Below are 24,746 nucleotides of genomic sequence, written 5' to 3' on the forward strand. Positions count from 1 at the left end.
ACTACAGTGAACTCCATGGACTCCATGAACTCGGACTTTGACGTAGTGGTGGCCGGGGGCGGCCCGGTCGGACTGATGCTTGCCTGCGAGCTCCGGCTCGGTGGCGCGCGCGTTGTGGTGGTCGAGCGGCGCACCGAAGTGGACCGGACCATCAAGGCAGGGTCGATCAACACACCGACCGCCGAGGCTTTCTACCGGCGCGGCATGCTGCCCGCACTGGCCGAGGTCCAGCTGCGCTCCGTCGAGCGGTTCCGGGCGTTCGTACGCGAACAGGAAGGGGCCCGGGGAAGCGGACAACCTGCCCGCGCACCGGCCAAGTTCGCCGGGCACTTCGCCGGGATCATGCTGCGCGGGGAGCTGCTGGACGCGGCCGACCCGGACTTCGTGAACGCCGGTCCCGCCCAGGACATCAGCCTCGTACCGCAGCAGGAGATCGAGCGGCTCCTCACCGATCGCGCCCGCGTGCTCGGCGCCGAGGTGCGCAGCGGCACCGAGCTGACGGGATTCCACGCGGTCGACGGCGGAATCGAGGTCCGCGTGGCCCGGGTGGCCCGCGGATCCGGCGACGGATCCTGCGACGGATCCGGCAAGGTGATACGCGCGCACTGGCTCGTGGGCTGCGACGGCGGCCGCAGCACGGTGCGCAAACTCGCCGGTTTCGCCTTCCCCGGTACGGATCCGCAGATCACCGGTCACCAAGCGCTCGTCGAGATGACCGGGTCCGAAGCCCTTCGACCCGGCTGGAACCACACGGACACCGGGATGTACGTGCACGGGCCGATGCCCGGCCGCATCCTCACCGTCGAGTTCGACGGGCCGCCGGCCGACCGTGAAGCGCCGGTCACCGCGGAGCAGTTGCAGGCGAGTCTGCGACGTGTCTCCGGGGCCGAGGTCACGATCACCGGGGTGCGCACCGCCACCCGCTTCACCGACCACGCGCGCCAGGCGGCCGACTACCGTGCGGGCCGGATCCTCCTGGCGGGCGACGCCGCGCACGTCCACTCGCCGTTCGGCGGCCAGGGACTGAACCTCGGGATCGGGGACGCGATGAACCTCGGCTGGAAACTGGCCGCGGTCGTACGCGGCCGGGCACCGGACGGGCTGCTGGACTCGTACACGGCCGAACGACACCCGATCGGGGCATCGGTGCTCGAATGGACCAGGGCACAAGTCGCGTTGATGCGGCCGGATCCACAGGCCCGGGCGCTGCGCAGCGTCGTCGCCGAGCTGACCGGGTCGATCGCGGGCACCACGTATTTCGCCAAGAAGATCTCCGGCGTTTCGCACCGGTACGACCTTCCCGGCAGCCATCCACTGGTCGGCCGCAGCGCACCGGATCTCGCGTTCACCGACGGGACGCGCCTCGCGGACCTGCTTCACGACGGGCGGGCGCTCCTGCTCGATCTCGCCGACGACGCGGGGCTCAGGGCGCACGCGGAGGGGTACGGCGAGTACGTGCGGGTCGTCACCGCCGCCTGCCCGGGCGGACCGGAGCCGGCCGGGCTGCTCGTACGCCCCGACGGAATCGTCGCCTGGGCAGCAGGCGCCGGGGACGGGGTCGCCGACGCGCTGTCGCGGTGGTTCGGCCCGGGCCGATGCGGCGGATGAGAACCCGGCGCAGCCCCGGCCGCACGTTCCCGTGAGAAAGGTGTTATCCCCGTGTCCCTCACGGGTCTCCTTCAGTGTCAGGCCAGTTGGGCCGTCACCTTCGAGGAGATGCGATGCGGTATCACGACGATGAGTTCACGTACGGCGCGGACGCGAACGCAGGGGCGGACGTGGACGTGAACGTGAACGTGGTCGGTGCTGGTTCCGGGTCGGGCCGGCGCGGGCGGGCGCGCGCCGCGGGCAGGGCGGCCGGTGGCCACCGCAAGGGCCGTCGCCGGACTCCCCTGATGGCGGCGGCCGCCGTAGTCCTGCTGGCCGGGGTCGGGAGCGGCTACGCCCTCATATCCGGCGGGGCCCCGGAACGCACTGCGGCAACGGGCTCCCCCTCCGCCCTCGCCGGCCGGCCGGACGCGGTGGACGGTCCGCCGACCGCCTCGGCAGATCCGGCCGCCGGCGCCGGCCCCTCGGCGGCCGACGGTACGGCGGGCCCGAGCGCCGCCGCGTCCGCACCCGCATCGGCACCCGCATCCGCCTCCGCATCCGCCTCCGCCGCGCAGCCGAAGGACGCGGAGCAGCGCTCCGGAGCGACGGCCACGGAGCGCACCGCCAAGCCCACCGCGCCGCCGACCCGCAGTACCTCGGGCAGCGGTCCGACGGGACCGGACCCCAAGGTGCCCGGCGCCCGCACCTCGACGCAGGACGTCGCCACGGCCCAGTCGCTGTCCCTGCAACTGCTCAACAACGAACGGGCCGCCGTCGGCCGGCCCCCGCTCGCGCTCAAGCAGGACCTCAGCGGCTTCGCCCGCAAGTGGGCCGAGCACATGAGCAAGAACGGGTTCGCCCACTCCTCGTCGGCGGACCGCGCCTACCTGAAGACGGGCTCGCGCACCTGGACCGGCGAGAACATCGTCTGGTTCGGCGATGCTTCGATGACCGCCCAGGAAGCCGCCGAGAAGTTCCAGTCGATGTGGCGCCACAGCTCCGGGCACTACAAGGCGCAGGTGAACCCGGACTTCACCGAGGTCGGCGTCGGCCTCCACCACGACTCCTCGGGCTGGTGGGGCGTGCACAACTTCTCCGACGGCAAGTGACGCGCGTGCGCGGCCCGGTCCTGTCGATGCGGAAGTGACGGATGGCCGGCCCTTCTCCCTGCGAGAAGGACTCCTTGTTGGACTTGGTACGGGGCAGCCCGGACCCTTGTGCACGGGGGCATGCCGGCGCCCGTCGCGGTCGTCGGCCGAACTGCTGCCGCCCGCCCGCCGTGAGCACCGACGTACAGGAGCCGACGAACATGCGCACACGCCTTCTACTGGGCCTGGCCCTCCTCTCCACCGGACTCCTCGCCGGCGCGTTCGGTTACGGGGCGGCCAACCTCGTACCCACCTTCAACGCGGTACCGCTCGACATACGGCTGTCGTTCCACACCGAACTGATGAAGATGAACGGCATCACCATGCAGGCGGCGATGGGCGTGTCGATCGTCAGCTCGCTGGCCCTCACCGCCGTGACGCGCGGCCGTACGCGGCTGCTCGCGGGCGGGGCCGGCCTGCTGGCCCTCACGTCCCTCCTGGTCACCCGGTTCGGCAACGTCCCGATCAACAGCCGGATCAAGGAATGGGCGCACGGCTCGGCCCCGGTCGACCACACGGAGGTCCTGCGGCACTGGGAGATCTTCAACGACATCCGCACCGCCGCCGCCGTGGTCGCGTTCGCGCTCCTGATCTTCTCCGCCCTGAGGGCCCCGGCCGGCGACTGACCCCACCCGCAGGGGCCCGGGCGCCCCGACCGCGCCCTACGACTCGGACTGCGCCGCGCGGACGATGGCCGCCGCGGCCCGGGACGCGGCCAGTACGGGATCGGTGCTCCGCGCGGCGCGGCCGAGCATGAACGCACCCTCCAGCAGGGCGATCACCGAGCTCGCGGTCTCGTGCGCGGCGGGCTCGGCGATACCGCCGGCGCGGTAGAAGGCGGCGAGGGCGTCCGTCCAGCCGGCGAAGACCTCGGCGGTGGCCAGCCGCAGCCCTTCATGGGTGCCGGCCACTTCCAGCGCGATCGTGGCGATGGGGCACGGGTCGGTGAAGTCGAGCTCGTGCAAGGTCTGCGCCGCAGCCGTGAACGCGTCGCGGGTGACGGTGGCCGGGTCCGCGTCCTGCGTCGGGGAGATCGGCGAGAAGAGGTCGACGATCAGTTCCCGGTAGGCCGCTCCCGACGTACGGATCACCTCCTCGCCCAACTGCGCCTTGCCCCCGGGGAAGAAGTGGTAGGCCGAGCCGTACGGCGCGTCGGCCGCCGCGACGATCTGCTTCATACCGCTGGCCGCGTAGCCCTGGAGCCGGAACAGTTCGGTCGCGGCGGTGACGATGCGCGCTCTGGTGTCGCCCGTGGTTCTCACACTCGCTAGTCTCTCACTAGATCGGTCTATCTAGTCGGAGGTAGCACCTTGCCCGAAATCGAACTGAGCGCAGGCGTCATCGACTTCACGGATACGGGCGGCGACGGTGAGGTCGTGGTGCTCGTCCACGGGCTCGGCTTCGACGAGTCGGTCTGGGACCAGGTGGTGCGGGAACTACGGCCCGATCTAAGGGTGGTGGTGCCCGTACTGCCGATCGGCAGCCACCGCAGGCCGATGCGGCCGGACGCGGACCTTTCGGCGCACGGGGTCGCCGCGCTCCTGGCCGAGTTCCTGGAACGCCTCGACCTGCGCGACGTCACCCTGGTCCAGAACGACGCGGGCACGGCCCAGCTCCTGGTGGGCGTGCGCGACGAACGCATCGGCCGCCTGGTGCTCACCTCGTGCGAGGCCCTGGACAACTACCCGCCGGGCATCCAGGGCCGGACCCTGCACGCGGCCTCCCGCGTCCCGGGCGGCCTGTTCCTGCTGCTGCAGTCCTTCCGCGTCCCCTTCCTCGTACGGATGGGGAGCTCGCTGGGCGGGATGGCGCGGCGGCCGATCCCGTACGCGCTGGTCCGGCGCTGGTACCGGCCCCTGCTCAGCCGGCGTGAGATCCGTCGGGACCTCGCCAAGTTCTGCCGCAGCACCCGGAAGGACACCTACCTCGAGGCCGCGCACAAGCTCGCGGGCTTCGACCGGCCCGCGTTGGTCGCCTGGGGGGCCGAGGACCGCATGATGCCGCCCGCCACGGGCCGTCGACTCGCCGAGCTGCTGCCGCAGGGGCGGTACGTGGAGATCCCCGAGGCGGGCACGCTCGTCCAGCTGGACAATCCCGGCGCCCTCTGTGCGGAGTTGCGCCGTTTCATCCGGGAGACCGCCTGAGGCCCGGGCCGCGACCGCCGTCCGCCGTCCGCCGTCCGTCGCAGGGGGCACGGGGGCCAGAATCAACTCCACACATCGAACGAGGAGTTGCCGAATGCGTGTGTTACTGGTGGCGTACGGGTCGCGCGGGGACATCGAGCCGATGCTCGCGCTCGCCGAACAGTTGCGGGAGTCGGGGATCGAGGTGCGGATGTGCGCGCCGCCCGACTTCGCCGGGCTGGTCGAGGGTGCCGGGGTGCCGCTGACGCCGATCGGCCCGTCGGTGCGCGAGATGGTGAGGGGCACGGTGACCGGGACGGCGCCGCAGCCCCCGGAGGGGCTGGCGGAGCGTGCGGCCCGGATGGTCGCCACGACCTACGAGGCGGTCGCCGCGGCGGCGGCCGAGGGCTGTGACGCGGTGGTGGCCACCGGCTTGTTCCCGGCCGCGTCCGGTGCGCGGTCGGTGGCCGAGAAGCTGGGCGTCCCCTACGTGTTCGTGGCGTACTTCCCGAGCTACCTGCCGTCCCCGCACCACCCGCCGTTCGCCCCGATGGGGCGGCCCTTCCCGCCGGAGGTGACCGACAACCGGGCGCTGTGGGACCTGGACGCCGAGAACCTGAACGTGCTGTTCGGCACCGGGCTCAACGCCCACCGGGCGACGGTCAGCCTGCCGCCCGTGGACCACTTCCGCGACTACGTCCTCACCGATCGCCCGTGGCTGGCGGCGGACCCGACCCTCGGGCCCTGGCAGGAGCCCGCCGAACTCGGCGTCGTACAGACCGGCGCGTGGTTCCGTACCGGCGGACTCCCGCTCCCGGACGACCTGGAGGCCTTCCTGGGCGCCGGCACGCCGCCGGTGTACGTGGGCTTCGGCAGCATGCCCGTGCGGGACGCGGAGCACGTCGCGCGGGTGGCCGTCGAGGCCGTCCGCGCGCAGGGCCACCGCGTGCTCCTGTCCGGCGGCTGGGCCGAACTGGCCCCGATCGACAACGAGGACGACTGCTTCCGCGTCGGCGAGGCCGACCACTGCGCGCTGTTCCCGCGGGTGGCGGCCGTCGTGCACCACGGCGGCGCGGGCACCACGACCACGGCCGCCCGGGCCGGAACGCCGCAGGTGGTGATACCGCAGATGGCGGACCAGCCGTACTGGGCCGGCCGCGTGGCCGCACTGGGCATCGGCGCGGCGCACGCCGGACCGGAGCCGACCGCCCCGTCCCTGTCGGCCGCGCTCGGCACCGCCCTGGACCCGAAGACCCGGGCGCACGCGAAGGCCGTGGCCGACCTCGTGCGCACGGACGGGGCGGCGGTGGCCGCCGAGCTGCTGCTCGACACCGTCGCCACCGATGTCGACCGGGAGGCGCCGCCCGTGTCCGCGTGAGACCCGCCCACGGCGAACCCGGCACACCGGGCCGGGGGCCGGGGGCCGGGGGCCGGGCGGGTCAGCCGACGGCCTTCTTGATGAGCTGGCCAGGGCGCGGCGCCCGTACAGCGCCACCTTGAAGGCCGTGGTCGACGTAGAACCGCTTGCTCGCGGACGCGTCGGCGACCCCCAGCAGGAGCACGACGTCGTCGATCCGCCCGGTGGCGTCCACGTCGGCCGGCCGGGGGACGGGCAGCGAGGGCGCGAACCCGCTGAGGCCGGTCGTCGGTGGGCGGCCGTGGTGTCGGCCGCCTCAAGGGTGAGGGTTTCGATGGGGGCCGTGGACATCACGCTGGTTCTGGAACCGGGGCGGACGCTTCTCGCATCCTGACCGGTTCGGCCGGTTCGGCCGGTTCGGCCGAACCGGCCGACCGTCGCGCGGCGCGCGGATACGCGTCGGGCGCCGTGCCGACCAGCTCGGTGAAGCGGGTGGTGAAGATGCCCGGCGTCGGGCAGCCCACCGCGCGGCGGACCTCGGTGATGCTGAGGTCGCCGCCGCGCAGCAGGGCCGTCGCGCGCTGGATGCGGCGCGCCGTCAGGTAGGCGTACGGGGAAGCGCCGTACGCGAGCCGGAACTGGCGGCCGAGGTGCCCGGCCGCCATGTCCGCGCCGCGGGCGAGCTCCTCGACGTCCAGCGGGCGGGCGTGCTCCCGGTCGATCCGGTCCCGGACGCGGCGCAGCCGCGCCAGGTCCTTCAGGTGCGACGCCTCGATCAGCGCCTGTCTCCACGCGGGACGACACATGGTGGACCCCCTTCGTCGACGTACCCGCTCAGCGGAGTTCTTGGATCCGGATCAGGTTGCCCGCGGGGTCACGGAAGGCACAGTCGCGGACGCCGTACGGCTGCTCGGTCGGCTCCTGGACGACCTCGGCGTCGCCCGCCTGGATCTTCTCGAAGGTGCTGTCGAGGTTCTTGGTGGCGAGGAGGATCCAGCCGTAGGTGCCCTTGGCCATCATCTCGGCGATGGTGCGGCGCTCCGCCTCGGTGACACCGGGGTCGACGGCCGGCGGGGCGAGGAGGATGGACGTACCGGGCTGGTCGGCGGGGCCGACCGTGATCCAGCGCATCTTGCCCTGGCCGACGTCGCTGCGGACCTCGAAGCCGAGGACGTCTCGGTAGAAGGCCACGGCGGCGTCCGGGTCGTCCTGCGGAAGGGTGCTCATGTGAATGCTGATGTCCATGTCCGTCACGGTAACTGCGCCCGGACCAAGGGAGCTTCTCGAATCCTGACCGATCCGGACCCCGCCTTCTGACCCCGCCTTCTGACCCCGCCTTCTGGCCTCTCCTCCGGGCCCTCCTCCGGGCCCCTCCCGCGGGCCTCGGTCGCGGCCCGCAGGAGCGGGCGGGCACCGGCCGCGCCGGGGCTGCGGCGAACCGGTTCGCCGAGGGGGCCGACCGGTGTCCGTGATCACCACGGGTTGCGGCCGGGCGGGGGACCGGCGGGTGGGCCTTCGGACCGCCGTCGGCGCAGCTCAGGGCGGTGCCTTCACCCGGGCGGCCGGAAGCTCGGACGATCTTCCCGGTGTGCGGCGCCCGACGCATCGGCATAGGTCTGTGTGCGTAGGCGTCGTAGGCGCCCTGTGCCCCCGCACGGGCACCCGCCGCTCCAGCACCCCTGGTGAGGAGTCACATGTCACGTATCAAGCGCCGATCCGCGCGACGATCAGCTCCCCGAGCCGCCCGCCGCGCTGCCCACCGGGCCGCGATCGCCGTGCTCGCTGCCACCGCCGCCCTGGTCACCGCCGTCCCGGCAGCCGCGCACGACGGTTCGGCCCGCCCCGAGGAGAAAGCGGCCCTAGGCGCCGAACACGCCCAGGAGCATACGAAGGTCCGCGAGCAGATCCTCAAGCTGGGCGGATACTCCCAGCTCGCCCGGATCGACAGCCTGAACTCACTGACCCGGTCCCAGGCGGACGTGAACGCCCGCTTCCACCCCAAGGCGTTCGGTCAGTTCGCCGAGTACTTCCAGTCCCCGGACTTCGCCGCCCACATCGCCATGCTCCCGACCGGCAAGGTGCTGCTCTTCTCCTTCGAGCGCATGGAGACCGACCCGACCGAGGAGCCCGCACCGACCAACACCCTCGGCAAGGCCAACGCCGGCCGCGCCTTCCTGTGGGACCCGCGCCGCGGCACCGGAGCGGCCGCCTTCAAGAAGGTCACCCCGCCCGAGCTGGTCGTGCCGGACGGCACGAACGAGAAGCGCCCGGCGCCCTTCTTCTGCGCCGGACACGCCTTCCTGCCCAACGGCATGGTCGGCGTCTTCGGCGGCAACCTCGGCTACGGCGGTGGCGCCGGCGCCAAGCTGTCGCTGGTCTTCGACCCGTGGACCGAGAGCTGGTCCGTGAACAAGGACATGGAGGTCGGCCGCTGGTACCCCTCGGTGGCCGCCGCCCCCGACGGCCGCCTGCTGATCATGTCCGGCCACACCGATCAGGGCTGGGGCACGTCCACCTCCGTGATCGAGCGCTTCCCCGCCAAGAGCCACCCCGTCCCCTTCGAGAAGACGCTGATCCCGAAGGACGTCCCGACGGACACCCTGCGCGTGGACGCGCCCTTCGGTGCCGACAGCGACTACCCGCACCTGTTCACCCTGCGCGACGGCAAGGTCTACGGCCTGGGCCGGCACGCCACCAAGCAGTGGGCCTTCGACCCGGTCGCGGAGACCCGTACGGACCTGCCCGCGCGCCCCGACGGCGTCCACCGCGGCTACGGCTCCGCCGTGCCGCTGCCCGCCGGACTGCGCGGCCCGGACTCCGTACTGGTCCTCGGCGGCGACCGCGACGACCCCAACACCTACCGGCTCACGAGCGGCGGCGACTGGGAGAAGCAGCAGCCCCGTGCCTTCGGCCGGACCCAGGACGACACCCTGCTGCTCCCGGACGCGAGCCTGCTGACCGTCAACGGCGCCTACGGCATCCGGGACTACGGCAACGGCGACTACAACCCCAAGTCCGATCTGAAGTACCGGCAGATCGAGACCCGCAACGCGCTGGGCGAATGGAAGCTGGGCCCGGCGCAGCGGCTGCCGCGCGGTTACCACTCCAACGCCGTCGTCCTCCCGGACGGCCGGGTCATGGTCACCGGTGACGAGCTGCAACAGCTCGCCAACGACCCGAAGATCGACGACGACATGAACGGCAGCATCGAGATCTTCGAGCCGGCCTACCTCCACCAGGGCAGCCGCCCGTCCCTCGACCGCGCCCCCGACGGACCGCTGCGGTACGACACCGCCTTCACCGTGGGAACCTCCACGCCCGACCAGGTCAAGAAGGCGGTCCTGCTGGCCCCGACCACGGCGACGCACTCGCTCAACACCAGCCAGCGCCACCTGGAACTGGGCATCGTCAAGCGCCAGGGGAACAGCCTGCGCCTCCAGGCACCGCCCTCGGCCAATGACGTCCCGCCCGGCTACTACATGCTCTTCCTGCTGGACGAGAACGGAGTGCCGAGCGCGGCCAAGTGGGTCTCCTTCCAGTAACCCACCGGGGCTGACGCCCCACCGACACAGCCCCGGGCCGTCCGCCCGGGGCTGTGGTGTCGCCGCCCGCGGGGCTCCGGCGGTGGTCCGGCGGTGGTCCGGCGGTCGTCAGCGCTGGCGCAGCGCGTTCTGGGAGTCGACGTACTTCAGCATGAGGCGGGCGAAGTCGAGGCGGTCGCGCTCGCTCCAGTCGGCCGTCACGTACTCGAAGGCCGCGCGCTGGTGCCGCCGGAAGCGGTCCATCATGTCCCGTCCCCCGGGGCTGAGGTGGAGGATCGTGCGGCGGCCGTCCTGCTGGGAGGCGGCGCGGACGAGGTAGCCGGCCGAGATGCTGTCGGACACCATGCGGCTGGCCACCGAGGGGTCGACGGCCAGGTACTCGGCCACGGCGCCGACGGTGATCTCGCGGCCGTCGCCCTGTTCGGCCTCCAGGACGATGTTGAGGACCAGGGTGCGGCTGAGGTCCTTCTGCGAGATCGGGTTCTCGACCTCCAGGAGCGAGGAGCGCCGCAGCTTCCCGAACGCCGGGCCCACGGCGTCCAGCAGTTCCTCGTCGGTCGCCGGCTCGTGCTTGGTCATGCCCCTCATCGTACATACGTGAGCTCGCGCAAACATGTGTTGACGCGAAAACGTGTGCATGCAAGCATGCATATGTCTTTACGAACGAATGGAGCTCTCGTGACCGTCCTCATCACCGGCGCCCGCGGCAAGGTCGGCCGGGCCGTCATCGACCGCCTGCACTCCGCCGGTCTCCCCGTCCGGGCCGCCAGCGCCCGCCCCGCCGAACTGACCGTCCCGGCCGGCGTCGAGACCGCCGAGCTCGTCCTGGACCGGCCCGATACCTTCGCCGCCGCGCTCCGCGGCGTCCGCCAGGTCTTCCTCTACCCGGAGCCCGCCGGCATCCACGACCTGATCAAGGCCGCCGAGGCCGCCGGGGTCGAGCACGTCGTCCTGCTCTCCTCGTCCTCGGTGCTCGCCCCGGACGCCGAGGACGATCCGCTCGCGAGCCACAGCCTGAAGGTCGAGCGCGCCCTCGCCGACTCCGGCCTGACCTGCACGTTCTTGCGCCCCGACGCCTTCGCCAGCAACGCGCTGGGCTGGGCCTGGCCCGTCGGCCGGTCGATGCCGGTCCAGCTCGCCTACCCGGACGCGCAGATCGCGCCCATCCACCCCGAGGACATCGCCGACATCGCCGCCCTGGCCCTGACCGGGGACTCCCTCACCGGCCGGGCGCTCACCCTGACCGGCTCCGAGTCGCTGTCCTTCCGCGAGCAGCTCGCCGTCCTCTCGGAGACCCTCGACCGGGCGATCCCGGTCGAGCGCATCACCCGTGCCGAGGCGGAGGAGCAGATGGGCCGGCACCTGCCGGCCCCGATGGTGTCCTCGCTGCTCGACCTGTGGGAGGCCGCCGACCACGGCCCCGCCGCCATCGGCGAGACCACCGAGACCCTGCTCGGCGTACCCGCCCGCACCTACCGGCAGTGGACCCGCGAGAACGCGGACGCCTTCACCGGCCACTGATCCGACTCCCCTCCGAAGGAGCAGGACATGAAGCCCATCGGCTACTGGCTCAACCGCACGGACCAGGCCCTCACCGCGTCCATGGACGCGGCGCTGGCCGACTTCGGCCTCACCCGGCTCGGCTGGCAGGTCCTCAATGCCGTCAAGGACGATCCGCGGGCCACCGACTCCGCCGTCCTGACCGCCCTGGCCGCGAACGCCGACACCGCGGCGCTGGACTCGGCCGTCGCCTCGGTGCTCGCCGGCGGCTGGGTGACCCGCCCGCGGCCGGAGGGCCTCGCCCTGACCGACGACGGCCGCGCCCGCCTCGCCGAGGTGGCCCGTCGCGTGGACGCCTTCCGCGAACGGTCGACGGCGGGGATCACGCGCGAGGAGTACGTCACCGCCGTCACCGTCCTGGAGCGCATGACCCGCAACCTCACCGGGCCGCGGGACGGGTCTGCGGCTCGGCCGTGACCGCCCGCGGGGAACCCGCCGGGCCGCGCAGGACGGTGCCGGCGATGCCCAGAGCGACCAGGAGCAGCGCCGCGCCGACCCCGAAGGCCAGGTGGTAGCCGCCGGTCAGCGCCTCCGGGGCGGGAGCACCCGCCGCGGTGAGGGATTCGGTACGGGAGGCGGCCAGGGTGGAGAGGACCGCGATGCCCAGCGCCATGCCGATCTGCTGGGTGGTGTTGAAGAGCCCGGAGGCCAGGCCCGCGTCGGCCTCCTTCGCACCGGACATGCCCAGCGAGGTCAGCGCGGGGAGGGCGAGGCCGAATCCGGCGGCCAGGAGCATCACCGGGAGCAGGTCGGTGAGGTAGTCCGCCCGCTCGGCCTCACCGGGTACGCGCGTCAGCAGGCCGAGTACGCCGACCAGGAGGACCAGACCGGCCAGCAGGACCGTGCGCTCGCCGAAGCGGGAGTTCAGGCGGGCCGAGACGGTGAGCGAGACCAGTCCGATCACGGCGGCGGCCGGCAGCATCGCGAGACCGGTCTCGGACGCGGAGTACCCGAGCACGTTCTGCATGTAGAGCGCGACGAGGATCTGGAAGGAGAACAGCGCGGCGACCATCAGCATCTGGACCAGGTTGGCGCCGAGGACGCTGCGCGAGCGGAAGACGCGCAGCGGCACGAGCGGGTTGCGGGCCGTGGCCTGGCGGACGAGGAAGCCGGCGAGCAGGGCGAGCGCGAGGGCGCCGGACCCGACGGTGCGGGCCGAAGTCGCCCCGTACGTCTCGATCTTGACGACCGTGTAGATCCCGAGCATCAGACCGGAGGTGACGAGCAGCGCGCCGAGGGCGTCCGCGCCCGCCCGCAGGCCCAGACCCCGGTCGCCGGGCAGGGCCGGGAGGGCGACGAGGAGCACCGCGAGGCCGATGGGCAGGTTGATGAAGAAGATCCAGTTCCAGGTCAACCCGTCGGTGAGGACACCACCGAGGACCTGCCCGATCGAGGCACCGGCCGCGCCGGTGAAGCTGAACACCCCGATGGCGCCGGCCCGTTCGCGCGGCTCCGTGAAGAGGGTGACGAGGATGCCGAGGCTGACGGCGGAGGCCATGGCGCTGCCGGCGCCCTGGAGGAAGCGGGCCGCGATCAAGGCCTCGGGCGAGGTGGCGAACCCGGCCAGCAGCGAGGCGGCGGTGAACACCGCGGTGCCCGCCAGGAACATCCGCTTGCGGCCGATCAGGTCGCCGAGGCGGCCGGCAATCAGGAGCAGCGAACCGAAGGCGATGAGATAGGCGTTGACGACCCAGCTCAGCCCGACCGGGGTGAAGCCGAGGTCGCCCTGGATGGCCGGCATCGCGACCGTGACGATGCTGCCGTCGAGGACCGTCATCAGCATTCCGGTGGCCAACACGCCGAGGGCGAGCCGGCGCGAACGCGAGGGGGGAGCGGAAGGGGAGGGGGGAGCGGAAGGGGAGGGGGCGGTTGCGGTGGCGGGCACGGCGGTCTCTCCTGTCGTTGGAGGCAGCAGGAGAGACCGTAACAGATAGTTTTGTTGCAGACTATCTTTTACGGATCCAACGCTGGGGCAATCTCTCCCGACTACCCCTTCTGCCGTGCCCGCCGGGCCGGCCGCGGACCTTCGACGGGAGTCTCCAGATGCCCGGTGACCAGCCGGTTCAACGCCCGGAGCAGCACCTCGCGCTCGTCCTCGGGCAGGGCGCCGAGCGCGCCCTCGTGGACCTGGTCGACGATCTTCTGGCTCTCCTTCGCGACCTTCGTCCCCTCCTCGGTCACCGCGATGACCCGGGCCCGCCGGTCGGTGCTGGAGGGCCGGCGCTCGGCGAGACCGGCCTTCTCCAGCGCGTCGACGGTCACCACCATCGTGGTCTTGTCCATGTCGCCGATCTCGGCGAGCTGCGCCTGGGTGCGCTCCTCCTCCAGGGCGTGGACGAGTACGCAGTGCATCCGCGGGGTGAGTCCGATCTCGCCGAGCCGCGCACTCATCTGCGTGCGCAGCACGTGACTGGTGTGGTCCAGGAGGAAGGACAGGTCCGGTTCGGTGCGCGTGGGTGCCATGGCCGTCATGTCGCCAGGGTAACGAGAATCGATCCGTCGCGGATTATCGGCAACCGGACCACCCGCCCACTCGACCACTGGACCACCGGACCGCTGTGGCCGCTCAGGCCAGGATCTTGGCCTTGGCCCGGTCGAATTCCTCCTGGGTGATGTCGCCCTTGTCCTTGAGGGCGGAGAGTTTGTGCAGCTCGTCCGCCGAGCCCGATCCGGCCCCGGCCGACTGCTGCACGTACGCGCGGAAGGCCGCCTGCTGCTCTTCGGCCTGCTTGCGGTCCCGTTCGTGCATGCTGCGCCCGCGGGCGATCAGGTACACGAAGATGCCGATGAACGGCAGCACCAGCACGAGGATGAGCCAGCCCGCCTTCCCCCAGCCGCCAAGGGTGTGGTCACGGAAGATGTCCGTGATGACCTTGAAGAGGAGGAAGAACCACATGACCCACACGAAGAACCACAGCATCGTCCAGAAGAAGTTGAGAAGCGGGTAGTCGTCCATGCTCGACTCCGATCATGCACGTGGTCCTTCATTCATACAGGCGACCCCGGTCCTCCGCATGCGGAGGACCGGCTCCGGTCGCGCGCCGGGCTCCGGGCCGTTCTCCTGAAGGCATGGAACGCAACGCAGCCGACCAGCGCCGACGCGTCCTGCTGGGCCACCTCCTGCGCTCGGTGCTCTCGGTCGCCCTCCTCACGGCGCTCTACTACGTGGCGCCCCTGGAGGGCGGGTTCGGCCCCAGCACCATCCTGACGCTTGCACTCGGCCTGGTGGTGTTCGGGCTGCTGACGGCCTGGCAGATCAGCGCCGTCTCCCATGCGCGGTTCCCCCGGATGCGCGCCCTGGAGGCGATGGCCACCGGCGTACCGCTGTTCCTGTTGCTGTTCTCCGCGACGTACTACCTGCTCGCGACGCAGGACCCCGCCTCGTTCTCGGAGCCGCTGACCCGCACGGACTCCCTCTACTTCACGATCACCACGTTCGCCACCGTGGGATTCGGGGACATCGTCCCCACCGACCAGGGCAGCCGGGTACTGGTCACCTCGCAGATGGTCGCCGACCTGATCCTCATCGGGGTGATCGCCAAAGCACTCGTCGGCGCGGTCAAAATCGGCATGACCAGGCGCAGTTCGCAGACCCCCGAGGTGGACGACGAGCCCTGAGCGGCGAAGTGCGCCCCCGAGGTGGACCATCGAGGAAGCGGAAAGGAAGTGAGCCATGCCGCAGTCGCGCCCTCGATCGCAGCCGCCCCCCGGCGGAACGCAGCCGCAGGAGGCCGACGTCCTGAGGCAGACCCTCCGCAGCCCCGGTTACCTCAAGCTGCTGTTCTTCTGCGCCCTCATCAGCATCCCGGTGTCCCTCGCGTCGTTCTGGTTCCTCGCCGCGCTGCACAAGATGGAACACGCGATGTGGACGGACCTCCCCGAGGCCCTGGGCTGGGACGCCCCGCCCTGGTGGTGGCCGCTGCCCCTGCTGCTCGTCGCCGGTGTCGTGGTCGGCCTGGTCGTCCCGCACATGCGCGGCAACGGCGGTCACCTCCCCGCGGCCGGCCTGCACACCGGCGGGGCCTCGGCCGGCGCCCTGCCCGGCGTCATCATCGCGGCCGTCGCGAGTCTGCCGCTCGGCGCGGTACTGGGTCCGGAGGCCCCGCTGATCGCCCTCGGCGGCGGGTTGGCCCTGCTCTTCCGCAACCTCGCGCAGGCACCGGTGACCCCGCAGGGCACCGCGCTCGTGGGCGCGGCGGGAGCCGCGGCGGCCATCTCCACGATCTTCGGGAATCCGCTGATCGCCGCGGTGCTGCTGATCGAGGTGGCGGGCGTGGGCGGGCCGCAGCTGTTCACGGTGATGCTGCCGTCCCTGCTGTCCGCCGGGGTCGGGGACCTGGTCTTCACGGGCCTCGGACGCTGGACCGGACTGCCGATCGGGAGCCTGAAGCTCGAACTGGGCGTACCCGTGCCCCACCTGGACGTGCCGGACGTGCTCTGGGCGGTGCTCATCGCCGCGGCCCTGGCCCTCGCCCTGCACCCGGTGCTGACCGGCGCCCGCGTGATCGCCGCGTACGTCCTCGAACGCCCCCTCCTGCGGACCGTCCAGTGCGCGCTGGGCGCCGCGGCCTGCGCCAGCCTCTACGCGCTCATCACCGGCCTCACGCCCGCCGACATCACCGGGTCGGGCCAGGCGATGATCGGCAGGCTGGCCGCCGACCCGCACTCCTGGGGCGTGGGTGCGCTGATCGGCGTACTCCTCTTCAAGGGCGCCGGCTACGCCATCTGCCTCGGCAGCCTGCGCGGCGGCCCGATCTTCCCGGCCCTGTGCCTGGGCGCCGTGGCGGGCGTCCTGCTCGGACCGCTGCCCGGTCTCGGCATCGTGCCCGCGATGGGAGCGGGCATGGCGGCGACCGCCGCCAGCGCGCTGCGGCTGCCGGTGAGCAGCGTGGTGATGGTGGTCCTGATGCTCGGCGGCACCGCGATGATCCCGGTCGTGATCATCGCGTCCGTGGTCGCCTTCGTGGTCACCGAGCTGCTGCCCGTAGGGCCCCCGATCCCCGAGCTGCCCGCCGTACCCGCGAAGCACGCCGCACCCGCCGAGCCCGCCGCGACGTAGCCGGTCGCAGACGGGGAGGACCCCGCCCGGAATGCCGGGCGGGGTCCTCCCCGTGCGGTCGGCCGAGCGGTCAGCAGCGCAGGCCGGTGGAGGCGGCCGCGGCGGCCTGGTCCAGCTGCTCGATCTGCGGCTGCAACTGGGTGCGCGCGTCCTTGCCGGTCGTGTCGCCGGGCAGGTCCTGGTAGCTCTTCTTGAGGTTCTCGGCGGCGGACTGGACCGCGGCGCGCTCCGCGTCCTTCAGTTGGGTCGCGTTCTCCTTGACGTTCGCCCAGTCCTTCTGGACGGCCTCGTAGGCGTCCTTGACCTGGTCCTTGGTCGCGTTGGCGGGGTCCAGGGCCTTCAGCTTGGCGTTGTCGGCCTTCAGGGCATTCAGGTCGGTGCAGAGGTCCGCCGCGGCCTGGGTGGCCTCCTCCGCGGGCGAGCTGCTGTCGTCGGAGCACGCCGAGAGACCGAGAACCGCGCCGACGCAGAGCACACCGATCACCGGGAAACGCTTCATGGGGGCCTTCCTCAATCTGACGAACCGGGTGTACCGGACTTTCCGGTACACCCGGCAAAAATATGCAGATGAGGGATGACTCCGCATCCGCACCGCTCCGCGCGGTCCTGGGCCGGCCCAGGACCGGCCTAGGGCCGGATGTTCTGGTTCAGGTGGAACAGGTTCTCCGGGTCGTAGGCGCGCTTGACCGCGACCAGCCGGTCGTAATTGCCCTTGTAGTTGGCCCGGATCCGGTCCTGGTCGTCGTCGGCCATGAAGTTGATGTAGCCGCCCTCCTCGGAGTGCGGGGCGGTCGCCTCGTAGTAGTCGCGCACCCAGGCGGTCGCGGACTCGTTGATGGCGGGGTCGGGCCACATGCCGGCGATCACCGTGGCGAACGAGGCGTCCCGGTAGGCGAAGGCCGTCGCGTCCGGTGCGACGCGGTGGCAGGCGCCGTTGATCGGGTAGATGTGCACCGTCGAGTTCACGGCGGGCAGGCCCGGTGCGTGCCGCACGTGCGCGTCGATCATGTCGTCGCTCAGCTCGGTCACGAAGTTGGCCTTCCAGTAGTGCTGGAGGCCGGGCGGTACGAGCGCGTCGAAGGCGCTGTTGAGCGCCGGGTAGGGCATCGGGCCCACGTGCTCGGCGACCACCGGTGCGAAGTCCCGGAAGGCCTGGACGGCACGCTCTCCCTCGTCGAGCGGCCCGGACCAGCACGCCACGATCAGCGCGAAGGTGTCACCGTGCCGGTCCTCCGGAATGAACGGGAGCGGCGGGGCTATCTGGAAGGCCGGGAAGCCGCCGAGTTGCTCCGGCGCGTCGGCGATGTGGTCGGCGAAGGAGCGCAGCACGGTGGGAGCGTCCTCCAACTCGAAGAGCATCGGTCCGCCGTAGATGTCCTTGACGGGGCTCAGCCGGAACTCGAACGAGGTCACCGCGCCGAAGTTGCCGCCACCGCCGCGCAGCGCCCAGAAGAGGTCGGCGTTCTCCTCCTCGCTCGCCACCACGAGCCGGCCGTCCGCGGTCACCACATCGGCCGAGATCAGGTTGTCGCAGCTCAGACCCAGTCCGCGGGCCAGATAGCCGATGCCGCCGCCCAGGGTGAGGCCGCCGATGCCGGTGGTGGAGATGATCCCGCCGGTCGTGGCCAGCCCGAAGGCGTACGTGGCCGCGTTGAAGTCGCCCCACGTCGCCCCGCCCTCCGCGCGGGCCGTGCGCCCCGCGGCGTCGACGCGGACGCCGCGCATCCCGGACAGGTCGGCCACCACGCCGCGGTCGCAGGTGCCGAAACCGGGCACGCTGTGCCCGCCGCCGCGCACCGCGAGGTCGAGCCCGTTCTCGCGGGCGAAGTCGACCGCCGCCATGACGTCCCCCGCGTTCGCACAGTGCACGACGGCCGCCGGCTTCCGGTCGATCATGGCGTTGTGGACCTTGCGCGCCTCGTCGTAGGACTCGTCGTCCGGGGTGACGACCGCCCCGCGTACCCGTTCTCGCAACTGGTCGATCGAGAGCTTGCCCATGGCCATCGCTCCTCGTGCATCACGTCGTTCCACGCTGCTTCGTACTACGGCTGCAGGTGGCTGAAGCCCACCTCGAAGCGTTCGACCGAGACGATCCGCTGGCCCTCCCGCTGCGCGGTCTGCTCGCGGATCCGGGCGGCCTGCTCCTCGCTGTCCATCATGGTCCGTTCGTCGTCCCACAAGGTCAGCGATTTGGCCACGCCCGTGGCCCGGTCGACGAGGTAGTAGACGCCCCGGAATCCGGGAACGTCCTGGACCTGCCTGACAATCGCCTCCGAATTCGCGCTCACGTCTCCCTCCGCGGGGACCGGTGATCCCTGGTAGGTGCTCAGCCTCGCGAACATCTGCGGCAGTCCTTCCTCGCAGGGCCACCGGTCGGGGAACAGGCGGCTCCACGACCAGGGTGCTCCGGCGCGCCGGAGCCCGCATGCCGGAGCGGCGCGACAATGGTGGGGACGGACGCGCGTGCCGTTGCGCTGCCGTCGCCCTAGCCGTTGCTGTCGCCAAAGCCGTAGCCGAAGCGATGGCCGAGAGGCGGGACGTCGAGGTGCCGTACATAGCTGTGACCGCCCTGAGTCACGTCGGGCTGGTGCGCGAGCACAACGAGGACAGCCTCGTCATCGGACCGTGGACCCTGTGCGGGACCGTCACCCAGAATCCGCAGACCCTGGTCTTCCCCTTCGGCAGGCCGCTCGTCGTCGCGGTCGCCGACGGCCTCGGCGGCCAGCCGGCCGGCGAGATCGCCAGCGAGCTGGTGGTGCGCCAGCTCTCCTCGCTCGGGCCCACGCTGGACGGCCCGGAAGCCGTCGGTGACGCGCTGAGCATCTGCAACCGCGCCGTGTACTCGGCGACCGAGGGGCGGCCGGAGCTGGCCACCATGGGGACCACGGTCGCGGGCGCCCTCGTCCTGGCGGATTCGCTGCTGATGTTCAACGTCGGCGACAGCAAGGTCTTCCACGCCGCGCAGGACGGGCTGCACCAGGTGAGCGTGGACGACAGCCCGCCGCCGACCCCCGGGCACCGCACCACCTCGGCGGTCACCCAGGTCCTCGGCGGCACCCGCGGGTACAACGAGATCACCCCCCACATCGAGGCCTTCTCGGTGGCCGAGGGCGACCGCTACCTGGTGTGCAGCGACGGGCTGACCGACCCGGTGCCGACCGAGGAGATCGAGGGGCTGCTGCGGGTGCACGACGACGGCCGGGCCGCGTTCGAGCTGTGGCGGGCCGCCATCGACGCCGGCGGCCCCGACAACATCACGCTCGCGCTGCTGCGCATCGGCGCGTAGGCGCTGTCGGGGCGGCTCGGGCCGGACGGGGATGCATCAAGGGGTCGACACGCTCTTGGTGTAGGCCTCGCCCAGGTCCCGCACGTCCACGGAGGCGTGGACCTCCAGGCCGGCGGCCTTCGCCGTGTGGCGCTCCACCAGCTCCAGCACCGCACGGGTCAGGCGCGAGGTGGCCTGCGCCGTGCGGCCCCGGGCGATGGCCATCTCGACGTGCACGACCACCACCCGGCCGTCGGTGCCTTCCCCTACGACGGACTCCTCCAGCCGGTGGAAGCGCGTCTTGCAGTTGCCGATCGCGGTGTCGAGGATCTCGACCACCAGCGCGTGCAGTTCGAGCGCGAACGCCCGGCGGTCGAAGGCACCGGTCAGCGAGTCCGAGTAGTCGACGACTGCGTGGGGCACGGGACACTCCCTGCTCTACGAATGCGGGGCGCCGGGCCCCGGTGCCGCGCCGGTCGGCGGGTACCTGAGCGACGGTAACCGAGCCGGCCCCGCCAGGGGCGGTGTTGGACATCGCCCTCCGGGCGACACCGCGGCACCGGGGGCGGGAAGGGTCCACAAAAAACGTTCCGCCATTCATACGATTTTCCGTTTCACATTTCCGCCGCTCGGGCGCGGAATCAGGAGTGGGGCGCGCCAGAATTTCCATGGCCGCCGACATCCGCTGTGCTAACGTGACGTTCGTTGCAGTTGTGGTTCCCAAAAACTTACAAGTGCTCCCACCGGATTTTTGGTGGGCGCACTTTTTATTTCCGGTGCATGCAGTGGAATCTACTCGTTCCGGTCGGGCCAATCATCACAGCGACAACGGGCCCGCACAGTGCGGATCCGGGCACTGCCCCAAAGGAGAATTCATATGGCATCTGGCACCGTGAAGTGGTTCAACGCGGAAAAGGGCTTCGGCTTCATCGAGCAGGAGGGCGGCGGCGCCGACGTCTTCGCCCACTACTCGAACATCGCCTCTTCCGGCTTCCGTGAGCTTCAGGAAGGCCAGAAGGTTACCTTCGACGTCACGCAGGGCCAGAAGGGCCCGCAGGCCGAGAACATCGTTCCCGCCTGACGCCCGACGCCTGACGTTCGAGGTCCTCGCCGGCGCCCGCGTCGGCGCGCTGACGCGGCCGAGGCCCGCACCCTGGGGTGCGGGCCTCGGCCGTCCCACGTCCCGGAACACCCGGAACAAGCCACTCCCCGGAAGCCCGGCCGGTACGCGAGCGCGCTTGCTAGAGTCCGTGCCCATGTCGATCCCTGACGACCTGCTCCTCGATCTCGCCGCCATGGTCGAGTCGGAGCAGACCAATCAGATGTCCCTGACCGTCGTGGTCCACGGTGCCGTCATCACGGGCCGCCTCGCCCCCGAGAGCGTCTGGCGCCAGCGGGTGGCCGAGGTCCTGCGCGACTCCGACCAGCTGGGCCCGTTCGCCGAGGTCTTCAGCTCTCCCGGACGCGGCGACAGACAGCAGGCCGGGACGCCCTCACACCTTCATTTCCACGTGGCGCGCATCCTCCAGGGCACCCTGGGCATCCCCGAGACCGGCGGAATGTACCGGATCGCGGTCAAGGACGTCAGCGCCTGGACCGTCGGGGACTTCAGCTACTCCGACAAATAACCCATTCCTCCGCCCCGGCGCCACGGAGGACGGCCGTCCGCAAATTCACCTGCGGAGGCCGTCCCTGGCGACCCCTGCCGGACAATGGAATGGCAATGCCGCCGAACGGCGCCGCACAATGTCGCCATGCGGATCTCGATGCTGGGGCCCCTGGACGTACGGGGCGAGGACGGAAGCGGCGTCGGAGTCGGGGGGACCCGCCTGCGGGCCCTGCTGATCCTGCTGGCGCTCGAACCGGGGCGGGTGGTCGCCTCCGAGCTCCTGGTCGACGGGATCTGGCAGGACGCTCCACCGGCCGGCGCCACCAACGCCCTTCAGGCACTGGTGTCCCGGCTGCGCCGGGCCCTGCCCGGTGTGGAGGTGGAAGCGCACCCGGCCGGGTACCGCCTGGTCGTCGAGCCCGACGCGGTGGACGTGGTCCGCTTCGAACGGCTGGCCACGGCGGGCCGCGGAGCGCTGGCCCGGGACCCCGCCGCCGCGGCGCGGCTGCTCCGCGAGGCCCTGGAGCTGTGGCGCGGCCCGGCGCTGCTGGACGTCGCGTCCGCCGCGGCCTTCCGGGCCCCGGCGACCCGGCTGTCGGAGCTGCGGATGGCGGCCCTGGAGGACCGGATCGAGGCGGATCTACGCGCGGGACGCGGTCGGGAGCTGACCGGCGAGCTGGCTTCCCTCGTCGCCGAACACCCCTTGCGGGAAGGGCTCGTCGGGGCGCTGATGCGGGCCCTCGTCGCGGCCGGACGGCCCGCCGAGGCGCTCACCGCCTACGGGAACGCGCGCGAGGCCCTCGCCGAGGAGCTCGGAGCGGACCCCTCCCCGGAACTGTCCGCCCTGCACACCGCCGTACTGCGCGGGCAGGTCGAGGTCCCCGCGGGGCCGCCGCCCGCGCCCGCCGAACGGCCGCCGGGCCCCGCCGCGCCGCCACCGCCGCCGTCATCACCACCGACCAACCTACGGGCCGCACTGGCCAGTTTCGTGGGCCGGGACGAGGACCTCGCCCACGTGGCGTCCCTCATGGGCCGGTTCCGGCTCACCACGCTCATCGGACCCGGCGGCGCCGGAAAGACCCGGCTGGCCGTCCAGAGCGCCCGCCCCCTGCTCGCCCGTTTCCCCGACGGCGTCTGGCTGGTGGAGCTCGGCCCCCTGGACGCGGCGGCCGACGTGGCGCCCGCCGTCCTGAACGCGCTGGGCCTGCGGGACCAGGCGCCCGCCGGGGGCGACGCGCTGGACCGGCTCGCCGCGGCCCTGCGCACCCGCACCGCGCTCCTGGTCCTCGACAACTGCGAGCACCTGGTCGAAGCCGCCGCCCGGACGGCCGACCGGCTGCTCGGCGCGTGCCCGGGGCTGCGCATCCTGGCGACCAGCCGGGAGCCGCTCGGCCTCACCGGCGAGGCGCTGTGGTCGGTGAGGCCGCTGCCCCTCCCGCCCCGGGACGCCGACGCGGCGCAGGCCATGTCGTACGCGGCGGTGCGGCTGCTGAACGACCGTGCGGCGGCGGCCCGTTCCGGCTTCGCCGTCACCGAGGAGAACGCCCCCGCCGTGACCCGGATCTGCCGGGCCCTCGACGGAATGCCGCTGGCCGTCGAACTGGCGGCGGCCCGGCTGCGCACGATGAGCGCCGAGCAGCTCGCGGCCCGGCTCGACGACCGCTTCCGGCTGCTGACGGGCGGCGCACGGACGGCTCCGCGCCAGCACCGGACCCTGCGCGCGGTGGTCGACTGGAGCTGGGAACTGCTGACGGAGGCCGAGCGGGTACTGCTGCGCAGGCTCGCCGCCTTCCCCGGCGGCGCCACGGTGGAGTCGGCCGAGGGGGTCTGCGCGGGCGGCCCGGTCGAGGCGTACGACGTGCTCGACCTGATCACCTCGCTGACCGACAAGTCCCTGCTGGTGACGGCGGGCGACGGGCGCTACCGGATGCTGGAGACGATCCGCGCGTACGGGCTGGAACGGCTCGAGGAAGCCGGTGAGCGGGAGGCGCTCCGCCGCGCGCACGCCGCCCACTTCACCGGGCTGGCCCGGGCCGCGGACCCGTACCTGCGGCGGGCGGAGCAGCTGGAGTGGCTCGGGCGGCTCGCCGAGGAGCACGACAACCTGGCCGCTGCGCTGCGCGGCGCGATCGCGGCGGGCGACGCGCGGGCGGCCGTACGGCTGGTGGCGGCGGCCGGGTGGTACTGGTGGCTCGGCGGGCACAAGGCGGAAGGCGCCGAACTGGCGGCGCGGGCACTCGCGTTGCCCGTGCCGGACCGGGCTGAAGCGGCGAACGCAGCAGACGCGGCAGACGCGGACGCGACAGACGGGGACAACGGGACGGACGCGAACGACGAGGCATACGGGGCGGACGGGGACGACGAGGCCCGCGCCGTGGCCTGCGCCCTGGCGGTGCTCTTCGCGACGGCCGGACTCGGTGACGACCGGCGGACCGGGGAACTGCTCCGCCAGGGGATGCTGCTCGCCGCACGCAGCGGGAGCCGGCATCCGGTGGTCCGCTTCCTGGAGCCGCTGGAGCGGCTGCTGCGCGGTGCGGACGGGGGCGAGGGCGAGGGCGGGGCGGCCCCGTCGGACGCGTGGGCGGGGCTGCTGGCCGACGAGGACCCCTGGGTCCGGGCGCAGGCCGGACTGGAAGACGCCAAGACCCTGCTCGGGGCCGGCGGCCCGCCCGCACGGGCGCAAGCCTCGATCGAGGCGGCCCTGGCCGGGTTCCGCGGGCTCGGGGAACGCTGGGGAACCTCCTTCGCGCTGACGCTGCTGGCCGATCTGGTGGCCCGGATCGGCGACCACCGCGCGGCGATCGGCCACTACGAGGAGGCCGTGGCGGTGATCGGCGAGCTGGGCGTCGTCGAGGACCGGTTGTACGCCTGGGTCCGGCAGGCACAGCTGTGCCTGCTCGCCGGGGACCGGGCGGGCAGCGCGGCGGTGATGGCCCGGGCCGAGCAGGACGCGGTGGCGGCCGGCTGGCCCGAGGCGCTGGCCATGATGGCGCACGGCAAGGCGGACCTGGCGCGCTGGAACGGCGAGCCGGCGTCGGCCCGGGCCGAACTGGCGCGGGCCAGGAAGGCGGTCCGCGAGGTCGCCGTGCACCCGGTGTTCGAGGCGGCGGTGCTCGACTCCCTCGGGTACCTGGACGCGGCGGACGGCGAGTTGGCCGCCGCCCGCGCCCACCGTGCCGAGGCGCTGGAGCTGGCCGTGGCCTGCGGGCACGCGCCGACGCTCGCCCAGGTGCTGGTGGGCGTCGCGGACCAGGCGGTCCGGCTGGACCGGCCTCGGGAGGCGGCCCGACTGCTGGCCGCGGCCCTCGCCGTGCGCGGCGGGCCGGACCACTCGCGCCCCGACGCGGCCCGGGTGGAGGGCGCGGCGCGCGCCGCGCTCGGCGACGCGTTCGAGGAGTACGCGCGGTACGGGGACGCCGGCGACGCGCCGCGGCCGGCGGCCGCAGGGGACCTCGCGCGGGTCACCCTGAACGGTTGAGCCCCCGCAGGTGCA

The 24,746-nt window shown here is 72.4% G+C and carries 25 protein-coding genes and 1 pseudogene; 14 read left to right on the forward strand and 12 right to left on the reverse strand.

The features are described 5' to 3' along the window. Window positions 1-15: 15 nt before the first annotated feature. From OG594_RS00955 to OG594_RS00965, 3 genes are all read left to right on the forward strand, one after another. Window positions 16-1,608 (forward strand): FAD-dependent oxidoreductase, encoded by a 1,593-nt coding sequence (locus OG594_RS00955; protein WP_266594610.1) that lies wholly within the window; start codon window positions 16-18, stop codon window positions 1,606-1,608. A 113-nt stretch (window positions 1,609-1,721) separates the two neighbouring features. Next, window positions 1,722-2,699 (forward strand): CAP domain-containing protein, encoded by a 978-nt coding sequence (locus OG594_RS00960; protein WP_266594611.1) that lies wholly within the window; start codon window positions 1,722-1,724, stop codon window positions 2,697-2,699. Between the two features lie 200 nt (window positions 2,700-2,899). Continuing rightward, window positions 2,900-3,364, forward strand: a complete 465-nt coding sequence (locus tag OG594_RS00965; RefSeq protein ID WP_266594612.1) for a DUF1772 domain-containing protein — start codon at window positions 2,900-2,902, stop codon at window positions 3,362-3,364. Between the two features lie 36 nt (window positions 3,365-3,400). Here OG594_RS00965 and OG594_RS00970 read toward each other — a convergent pair whose 3' ends face one another. Next, window positions 3,401-4,000, reverse strand: coding sequence for a TetR/AcrR family transcriptional regulator (locus OG594_RS00970; RefSeq protein WP_266594613.1), 600 nt, complete (start codon window positions 3,998-4,000; stop codon window positions 3,401-3,403). A 48-nt stretch (window positions 4,001-4,048) separates the two neighbouring features. On the opposite strand from OG594_RS00970, the gene OG594_RS00975 reads away from it, so the two are divergent. Together OG594_RS00975 and OG594_RS00980 are read left to right on the forward strand one after the other, a co-directional pair. Beyond that, window positions 4,049-4,882, forward strand: a complete 834-nt coding sequence (locus tag OG594_RS00975) for an alpha/beta fold hydrolase (protein WP_266594614.1) — start codon at window positions 4,049-4,051, stop codon at window positions 4,880-4,882. A 94-nt stretch (window positions 4,883-4,976) separates the two neighbouring features. After that, window positions 4,977-6,239 carry a glycosyltransferase gene (locus tag OG594_RS00980; RefSeq protein ID WP_266594615.1) on the forward strand — a complete coding sequence of 421 codons (1,263 nt, stop codon included), beginning with the start codon at window positions 4,977-4,979 and terminating at the stop codon, window positions 6,237-6,239. A 121-nt stretch (window positions 6,240-6,360) separates the two neighbouring features. Here OG594_RS00980 and OG594_RS00985 read toward each other — a convergent pair. The 3 genes and pseudogenes from OG594_RS00985 to OG594_RS00995 form a co-directional block, all read right to left on the reverse strand. Then, window positions 6,361-6,447, reverse strand: a pseudogene (locus OG594_RS00985) (glyoxalase); the annotation flags it as partial. Between the two features lie 121 nt (window positions 6,448-6,568). Continuing rightward, window positions 6,569-7,024, reverse strand: a complete 456-nt coding sequence (locus OG594_RS00990) for a helix-turn-helix transcriptional regulator (protein ID WP_266594616.1) — start codon at window positions 7,022-7,024, stop codon at window positions 6,569-6,571. Window positions 7,025-7,052: 28 nt separating this feature from the next. Continuing rightward, window positions 7,053-7,463 carry a VOC family protein gene (locus OG594_RS00995; RefSeq protein ID WP_030011646.1) on the reverse strand — a complete coding sequence of 137 codons (411 nt, stop codon included), beginning with the start codon at window positions 7,461-7,463 and terminating at the stop codon, window positions 7,053-7,055. 449 nt (window positions 7,464-7,912) lie between these two features. On the opposite strand from OG594_RS00995, the gene OG594_RS01000 reads away from it, so the two are divergent. Continuing rightward, on the forward strand, window positions 7,913-9,760 hold the full coding sequence (locus OG594_RS01000) for a galactose oxidase early set domain-containing protein (protein WP_266594617.1): 1,848 nt from the start codon (window positions 7,913-7,915) through the stop codon (window positions 9,758-9,760). A gap of 108 nt (window positions 9,761-9,868) precedes the next feature. On the opposite strand, the gene OG594_RS01005 is transcribed toward OG594_RS01000, so the two are convergent. Next, window positions 9,869-10,339 (reverse strand): MarR family winged helix-turn-helix transcriptional regulator, encoded by a 471-nt coding sequence (locus OG594_RS01005; RefSeq protein ID WP_266594619.1) that lies wholly within the window; start codon window positions 10,337-10,339, stop codon window positions 9,869-9,871. A 99-nt stretch (window positions 10,340-10,438) separates the two neighbouring features. On the opposite strand from OG594_RS01005, the gene OG594_RS01010 reads away from it, so the two are divergent. Together OG594_RS01010 and OG594_RS01015 are read left to right on the forward strand one after the other, a co-directional pair. Further along, window positions 10,439-11,281, forward strand: a complete 843-nt coding sequence (locus tag OG594_RS01010; protein WP_266594620.1) for an NAD(P)H-binding protein — start codon at window positions 10,439-10,441, stop codon at window positions 11,279-11,281. 27 nt (window positions 11,282-11,308) lie between these two features. Then, on the forward strand, window positions 11,309-11,737 hold the full coding sequence (locus OG594_RS01015) for a MarR family winged helix-turn-helix transcriptional regulator (protein ID WP_266594621.1): 429 nt from the start codon (window positions 11,309-11,311) through the stop codon (window positions 11,735-11,737). Here the strand turns inward: OG594_RS01015 and OG594_RS01020 are convergent. From OG594_RS01020 to OG594_RS01030, 3 genes are all read right to left on the reverse strand, one after another. Next, on the reverse strand, window positions 11,700-13,205 hold the full coding sequence (locus OG594_RS01020) for an MFS transporter (protein ID WP_266594622.1): 1,506 nt from the start codon (window positions 13,203-13,205) through the stop codon (window positions 11,700-11,702). The genes OG594_RS01015 and OG594_RS01020 overlap by 38 nt on opposite strands. Window positions 13,206-13,306: 101 nt before the next feature. Then, a complete protein-coding gene (locus tag OG594_RS01025; RefSeq protein WP_266594623.1) occupies window positions 13,307-13,792 on the reverse strand; it encodes a MarR family winged helix-turn-helix transcriptional regulator in 486 nt (161 codons plus the stop codon). 94 nt (window positions 13,793-13,886) lie between these two features. After that, window positions 13,887-14,276: an SHOCT domain-containing protein gene (locus OG594_RS01030; RefSeq protein WP_266594624.1), complete on the reverse strand. Its 390-nt coding sequence runs from the start codon at window positions 14,274-14,276 to the stop codon at window positions 13,887-13,889. A gap of 113 nt (window positions 14,277-14,389) precedes the next feature. On the opposite strand from OG594_RS01030, the gene OG594_RS01035 reads away from it, so the two are divergent. Next, window positions 14,390-14,938 carry a potassium channel family protein gene (locus tag OG594_RS01035; RefSeq protein WP_266594625.1) on the forward strand — a complete coding sequence of 183 codons (549 nt, stop codon included), beginning with the start codon at window positions 14,390-14,392 and terminating at the stop codon, window positions 14,936-14,938. Between the two features lie 55 nt (window positions 14,939-14,993). Next, the gene (locus tag OG594_RS01040) at window positions 14,994-16,379 is read left to right on the forward strand and encodes a chloride channel protein (RefSeq protein ID WP_266594626.1); all 1,386 of its coding nucleotides are present in this window, start codon (window positions 14,994-14,996) and stop codon (window positions 16,377-16,379) included. Window positions 16,380-16,449: 70 nt separating this feature from the next. On the opposite strand, the gene OG594_RS01045 is transcribed toward OG594_RS01040, so the two are convergent. The 3 genes from OG594_RS01045 to OG594_RS01055 all read right to left on the reverse strand — a co-directional run bounded on the left by OG594_RS01045 (window position 16,450) and on the right by OG594_RS01055 (window position 18,667). Next, window positions 16,450-16,878: a hypothetical protein gene (locus OG594_RS01045; RefSeq protein WP_266594627.1), complete on the reverse strand. Its 429-nt coding sequence runs from the start codon at window positions 16,876-16,878 to the stop codon at window positions 16,450-16,452. 128 nt (window positions 16,879-17,006) lie between these two features. Then, window positions 17,007-18,377: an FAD-binding oxidoreductase gene (locus OG594_RS01050; RefSeq protein ID WP_266594628.1), complete on the reverse strand. Its 1,371-nt coding sequence runs from the start codon at window positions 18,375-18,377 to the stop codon at window positions 17,007-17,009. A gap of 44 nt (window positions 18,378-18,421) precedes the next feature. Then, window positions 18,422-18,667: a hypothetical protein gene (locus OG594_RS01055; RefSeq protein ID WP_266594629.1), complete on the reverse strand. Its 246-nt coding sequence runs from the start codon at window positions 18,665-18,667 to the stop codon at window positions 18,422-18,424. 257 nt (window positions 18,668-18,924) lie between these two features. On the opposite strand from OG594_RS01055, the gene OG594_RS01060 reads away from it, so the two are divergent. Continuing rightward, entirely contained in the window at window positions 18,925-19,665 is a 741-nt protein-coding gene (locus tag OG594_RS01060) for a PP2C family serine/threonine-protein phosphatase (protein WP_266602503.1), read from the forward strand. Between the two features lie 36 nt (window positions 19,666-19,701). Here the strand turns inward: OG594_RS01060 and OG594_RS01065 are convergent, their stop codons facing one another. Then, window positions 19,702-20,067, reverse strand: coding sequence for a 5-carboxymethyl-2-hydroxymuconate Delta-isomerase (locus tag OG594_RS01065; protein ID WP_266594630.1), 366 nt, complete (start codon window positions 20,065-20,067; stop codon window positions 19,702-19,704). A 454-nt stretch (window positions 20,068-20,521) separates the two neighbouring features. On the opposite strand from OG594_RS01065, the gene OG594_RS01070 reads away from it, so the two are divergent. The 3 genes from OG594_RS01070 to OG594_RS01080 all read left to right on the forward strand — a co-directional run bounded on the left by OG594_RS01070 (window position 20,522) and on the right by OG594_RS01080 (window position 24,731). After that, window positions 20,522-20,725 (forward strand): cold-shock protein, encoded by a 204-nt coding sequence (locus OG594_RS01070; RefSeq protein ID WP_030011983.1) that lies wholly within the window; start codon window positions 20,522-20,524, stop codon window positions 20,723-20,725. A 175-nt stretch (window positions 20,726-20,900) separates the two neighbouring features. Next, window positions 20,901-21,272, forward strand: coding sequence for a hypothetical protein (locus OG594_RS01075; RefSeq protein WP_266594631.1), 372 nt, complete (start codon window positions 20,901-20,903; stop codon window positions 21,270-21,272). A gap of 126 nt (window positions 21,273-21,398) precedes the next feature. Next, window positions 21,399-24,731, forward strand: a complete 3,333-nt coding sequence (locus OG594_RS01080) for a BTAD domain-containing putative transcriptional regulator (protein ID WP_266594632.1) — start codon at window positions 21,399-21,401, stop codon at window positions 24,729-24,731. The last annotated feature ends 15 nt before the right edge of the window (window positions 24,732-24,746 follow it).

Origin of the sequence: Streptomyces sp. NBC_01214 (genome assembly GCF_026340975.1) — a bacterium.
Lineage (GTDB): Bacteria > Actinomycetota > Actinomycetes > Streptomycetales > Streptomycetaceae > Streptomyces.

Coding starts and splice junctions, on each gene's coding strand:
- OG594_RS00955 (WP_266594610.1), top strand. CDS start 16: ATGGACTCCATGAACTCGGACTTTGACGTAGTGGTGGCCGGGGGCGGC.
- OG594_RS00960 (WP_266594611.1), top strand. CDS start 1,722: ATGCGGTATCACGACGATGAGTTCACGTACGGCGCGGACGCGAACGCA.
- OG594_RS00965 (WP_266594612.1), top strand. CDS start 2,900: ATGCGCACACGCCTTCTACTGGGCCTGGCCCTCCTCTCCACCGGACTC.
- OG594_RS00980 (WP_266594615.1), top strand. CDS start 4,977: ATGCGTGTGTTACTGGTGGCGTACGGGTCGCGCGGGGACATCGAGCCG.
- OG594_RS00990 (WP_266594616.1), bottom strand. CDS start 7,024: ATGTGTCGTCCCGCGTGGAGACAGGCGCTGATCGAGGCGTCGCACCTG.
- OG594_RS00995 (WP_030011646.1), bottom strand. CDS start 7,463: ATGGACATCAGCATTCACATGAGCACCCTTCCGCAGGACGACCCGGAC.
- OG594_RS01000 (WP_266594617.1), top strand. CDS start 7,913: ATGTCACGTATCAAGCGCCGATCCGCGCGACGATCAGCTCCCCGAGCC.
- OG594_RS01005 (WP_266594619.1), bottom strand. CDS start 10,339: ATGACCAAGCACGAGCCGGCGACCGACGAGGAACTGCTGGACGCCGTG.
- OG594_RS01015 (WP_266594621.1), top strand. CDS start 11,309: ATGAAGCCCATCGGCTACTGGCTCAACCGCACGGACCAGGCCCTCACC.
- OG594_RS01025 (WP_266594623.1), bottom strand. CDS start 13,792: ATGACGGCCATGGCACCCACGCGCACCGAACCGGACCTGTCCTTCCTC.
- OG594_RS01030 (WP_266594624.1), bottom strand. CDS start 14,276: ATGGACGACTACCCGCTTCTCAACTTCTTCTGGACGATGCTGTGGTTC.
- OG594_RS01035 (WP_266594625.1), top strand. CDS start 14,390: ATGGAACGCAACGCAGCCGACCAGCGCCGACGCGTCCTGCTGGGCCAC.
- OG594_RS01040 (WP_266594626.1), top strand. CDS start 14,994: ATGCCGCAGTCGCGCCCTCGATCGCAGCCGCCCCCCGGCGGAACGCAG.
- OG594_RS01045 (WP_266594627.1), bottom strand. CDS start 16,878: ATGAAGCGTTTCCCGGTGATCGGTGTGCTCTGCGTCGGCGCGGTTCTC.
- OG594_RS01050 (WP_266594628.1), bottom strand. CDS start 18,377: ATGGGCAAGCTCTCGATCGACCAGTTGCGAGAACGGGTACGCGGGGCG.
- OG594_RS01070 (WP_030011983.1), top strand. CDS start 20,522: ATGGCATCTGGCACCGTGAAGTGGTTCAACGCGGAAAAGGGCTTCGGC.
- OG594_RS01075 (WP_266594631.1), top strand. CDS start 20,901: ATGTCGATCCCTGACGACCTGCTCCTCGATCTCGCCGCCATGGTCGAG.
- OG594_RS01080 (WP_266594632.1), top strand. CDS start 21,399: ATGCGGATCTCGATGCTGGGGCCCCTGGACGTACGGGGCGAGGACGGA.